This is a genomic window from Ruminococcus sp. 5_1_39BFAA (assembly GCF_964240875.1).
In the GTDB taxonomy this organism is placed as follows: domain Bacteria; phylum Bacillota; class Clostridia; order Lachnospirales; family Lachnospiraceae; genus Blautia_A.
In genome coordinates this window covers 1-3,035 of sequence record NZ_CAXSVO010000072.1, presented here as the reverse complement: position 1 = coordinate 3,035, position 3,035 = coordinate 1, and the positions used below count along the sequence as shown (strand labels likewise).

At 49.9% G+C, this 3,035-nt stretch carries 6 protein-coding genes; 3 read left to right on the top strand and 3 right to left on the bottom strand.

The window, feature by feature from the left end; all coding sequences use genetic code 11:
- Window positions 1–206: 206 nt before the first annotated feature.
- From ACESZH_RS23670 to ACESZH_RS23660, 3 genes are read left to right on the top strand one after another with little or no spacing between them, the layout of a single operon-like run.
- Entirely contained in the window at window positions 207–590 is a 384-nt protein-coding gene (locus ACESZH_RS23670) for a hypothetical protein (RefSeq protein ID WP_227977114.1), read from the top strand.
- Window positions 577–1,359 carry an FAD-dependent thymidylate synthase gene (locus tag ACESZH_RS23665; RefSeq protein ID WP_373219540.1) on the top strand — a complete coding sequence of 261 codons (783 nt, stop codon included), beginning with the start codon at window positions 577–579 and terminating at the stop codon, window positions 1,357–1,359. Before ACESZH_RS23670 ends, ACESZH_RS23665 begins: the two co-directional genes overlap by 14 nt.
- Window positions 1,340–1,753: a dUTP diphosphatase gene (locus ACESZH_RS23660; protein WP_006861303.1), complete on the top strand. Its 414-nt coding sequence runs from the start codon at window positions 1,340–1,342 to the stop codon at window positions 1,751–1,753. The genes ACESZH_RS23665 and ACESZH_RS23660 overlap by 20 nt, the downstream gene beginning before the upstream one ends.
- Before the next feature lie 139 nt (window positions 1,754–1,892).
- Here ACESZH_RS23660 and ACESZH_RS23655 read toward each other — a convergent pair whose 3' ends face one another.
- The 3 genes from ACESZH_RS23655 to ACESZH_RS23645 all read right to left on the bottom strand — a co-directional run bounded on the left by ACESZH_RS23655 (window position 1,893) and on the right by ACESZH_RS23645 (window position 2,867).
- Window positions 1,893–2,162: a type II toxin-antitoxin system mRNA interferase toxin, RelE/StbE family gene (locus ACESZH_RS23655; RefSeq protein WP_006861304.1), complete on the bottom strand. Its 270-nt coding sequence runs from the start codon at window positions 2,160–2,162 to the stop codon at window positions 1,893–1,895.
- Window positions 2,159–2,419, bottom strand: coding sequence for an AbrB/MazE/SpoVT family DNA-binding domain-containing protein (locus tag ACESZH_RS23650; RefSeq protein ID WP_033143531.1), 261 nt, complete (start codon window positions 2,417–2,419; stop codon window positions 2,159–2,161). The genes ACESZH_RS23655 and ACESZH_RS23650 overlap by 4 nt, the downstream gene beginning before the upstream one ends.
- A gap of 133 nt (window positions 2,420–2,552) precedes the next feature.
- Window positions 2,553–2,867 (bottom strand): helix-turn-helix domain-containing protein, encoded by a 315-nt coding sequence (locus ACESZH_RS23645; RefSeq protein WP_033143530.1) that lies wholly within the window; start codon window positions 2,865–2,867, stop codon window positions 2,553–2,555.
- Window positions 2,868–3,035: the final 168 nt, after the last annotated feature.

Below are 3,035 nucleotides of genomic sequence, written 5' to 3'. Positions count from 1 at the left end.
AGACTGCGCGGTCGATTATTTGAAAAGCGGAAAAATAATTTGCCGTTTGCGTCTCTCTCAATTCGCTGTCCAACATTGAGGACAAACGGACCGTGTACGGGGAATGTACCTACCGCCTGGTTCCCAGGGAGGACGAACCCAGCGTGTGCCTGATGCACGACTGGATCTACCTTCCCAGCGCATAATGCCGGGAACTTTATATAAATTTGTCCCGAATAATAGACAAAATTCGGGACAGTTCATTTTCAAAGGAGGGATGCCATATCACACAAAAGGAAGTCAATGCCGTATTTGACGAGCAGGTGCAGCTCTGCGCTGACACTCTGCAAAAGAAAACCAAAGAATACACCGGGGACGATACGGACCGGCTGGGGGCTTTTAAGGCGGCGGCAGCTTTGCAGCACACCACGCCGGAGCGTGCCCTTGCCGGTATGCTGGCGAAGCATATCGTTTCCCTGTATGACATGTGCTTTGACGGTGATACGGATTATGATATAAGCACATGGAATGAAAAGATCACAGACAGCCTCAACTATCTGTTCTTACTGAAAGCTATTGTAAAGGAGGGACATACCAATCAACCAAATTGAAGTGAAGATTTTGAACTGCCAGGCGGTTGCAGAGGCCGAGAAAAACATGGTCTTTGCCGCCCGGCTCACGCAAAGGGGCCACCAGATCGCCACAATGGATGATCTGATGGCCCTTTATGAAAAATCATTCAGCGAGAATACCGTGGCGGCAATCAGCGGCCTTCCGCACCCCACGGTTCAGAAATTTGCGGTGATCACCGTTGCTGTTGTGGGGGCAAGCAGGCGGTTCCTGTCGCAGATCACGCGCCATCAGAACGAAGTAAAGTTTATGAGCGCGTCCTTACAGTACAGCAATTATGCGGGGCAGGCGGATTTTGCCGTACCCTATGAGATTCTGGCCGCCCCGGCTGCGGTCCGGGAACTGTACTTAAAAAGCTGTCACGAAGGTATGGACTGTTACGAAAAGCTGTGTGCCGAGGGAATCGGCCATGACGCGGCGGGCTATGCCACACCCCAGGGGCTTCGGAATGTGCTGATTATCAGCGCCACGCCCTATCAGTGGAAACACATCATCGGCCAGCGGGTATGCCGGCGCAATACGGACGAAACCCGGATCGTGCTCCTGGAAATCTGGCAGGAGCTTTATGCTTTAAGCCCGGCGCTGTTTGCCCCTGGCCTTACAGGATCGTTCTGCCAACGGGACAAATGCCTGGAGGGGAAAATGGCCTGCGGCAGAAAAATAGACGCGGATATAACGCCGGAGGATCTTCTGAAAGCGGACTATCCGGCACTTTCGGAAGGAGGCGCGCATGAAGATCAAATTGATTGACTTTGGCGTGCCGGAGGGCCGCCGCCCTTTCCGTCCGCATGGGAACGATGCCGGCGCGGATGTTTACATGCCCTATGACTGTACTTTGCAGCCGGGAGAGATCGCAAAGGTTCCTCTTGGATTCGGGATTGAAGTGCCGGACGGCTATGCGGGCTATGTGTTCCCACGTACCAGCATGGCGGTAAAAGGGCTGGTCTGTGAACTGCCTCCTGTGGATTCCGGCTACCGTGGGGAAATCCATGCGATCATCAGTAATGTAAGCAATCAGACGCAGGAGCTTTCCAAAGGCTCCCGCGTGGGCCAGCTTGTGATCACCCCGGTTGTGATCGCGGATTTTGTTACCGAACTTGGCGAGCAGCGCGGCACAGGCGGATTTGGAAGTACAGGAAAATAAAAAAGTGACTTTTAGAGAGTAATTAGGGAATTATCGCCGGTAGTGAGATTGGGCATATCAGGAAGATTGCAGGGTACAATAAAAGAAAGGCAGAAGGCAGCAAAAGGCGGTACACTGTCATAGCGTACCGCCCTGCTGCTTAAAACTGCTTTAATATGTCGTGATGCCCTACGTCCACCAGGATAATCATTTTGTCGCCTTCGTAATACCAGATAATGCGGATGTCCATGTTGACGCTGCACTCAAAAAGATCCGTGGTTCCCTGGATGCGTTTAGTGCGCAGCGACGGATGGGAAGGATTTTCGGCCAGAAGTTCCAGCTTGTTTTTAAGCTGCTTCTTCTCCTGTACGGTCAGACCCTTAAAATGCTTTTGGAAACGGGGCGTAAAGGTAAACTCATACGCCATCATTCCGCCTCCAATTTGTCAAACAGGGCGTCCACGCTGTCAAAGACAGGCTGCTCCCCGGATGCGATTTTTGCTTTTACATCCCCGATTTCTTCTTTAAGCTCGCTTAAATATTTTTTGGGGTAGACAACCACCGGCATGATGCAGATGGAACCGTCCTTCTCGAAGATGTCCAGTTTATCGCCTTCGGACAGACCGAGTTTAACGATGATTTCCTTTGGAATTGTGACCTGGGCTTTTTGACGCAATTCGGCCAGCATACGATCATCTCCTTTGCTTTAAGTTTGAAAGTAGGAAATTCTTACTTTCTTACTTATAGTATATCCACTTTGTGGGATTTATGCAAGGGGTACGAAAAAAATTTACAAATAAAGCGGCCAGCACCGTGACCGCTTACTTTCTGCTATTGAGTTCTTTCATAATACCGAGGATATACTGCATGGATTTGGAGTCGAGCTGTTTCGCCTCTGCGATAAATTCCCGCAAGGCTTCGGGGCAGGTGTTACCCTCATCAAAGAATTCCTGCGGTGTTACACCCAGGTATTCACAGATATAGAAAAAAGACTGCATGGCGGGAAGTGACTTTTTGTTTTCAATGTTGTTGATGTAGTTGTTTGCCTGTCCTAACGATAGAGACATATCGCGCGCAGATACGCCTTTCTGTGTCCGCAGCTTTGCCAGCCGTTCCGGGACAAAATCTTCATACATCGCCTTCACCTCCCATTCTGTAATAGATTGTACCTCACGACCTTGCATTATTCGCAAATGGAAAAAGGGTGTTTTCGTTGACTTGCTAAATTCCCATCTTTGACAGTTAACAAAAGAAAAAATCGCTGCATCCCTTATATTTACTGGGCTGCAGCGATTTTTGCTGTT

What these genes read in the sequence shown, in the direction of transcription:
- ACESZH_RS23660 (WP_006861303.1), top strand. Translation starts at nt 1,340, where the DNA reads ATGAAGATCAAATTGATTGACTTTGGCGTGCCGGAGGGCCGCCGCCCT.
- ACESZH_RS23655 (WP_006861304.1), bottom strand. Translation starts at nt 2,162, where the DNA reads ATGATGGCGTATGAGTTTACCTTTACGCCCCGTTTCCAAAAGCATTTT.
- ACESZH_RS23650 (WP_033143531.1), bottom strand. Translation starts at nt 2,419, where the DNA reads ATGCTGGCCGAATTGCGTCAAAAAGCCCAGGTCACAATTCCAAAGGAA.
- ACESZH_RS23645 (WP_033143530.1), bottom strand. Translation starts at nt 2,867, where the DNA reads ATGTATGAAGATTTTGTCCCGGAACGGCTGGCAAAGCTGCGGACACAG.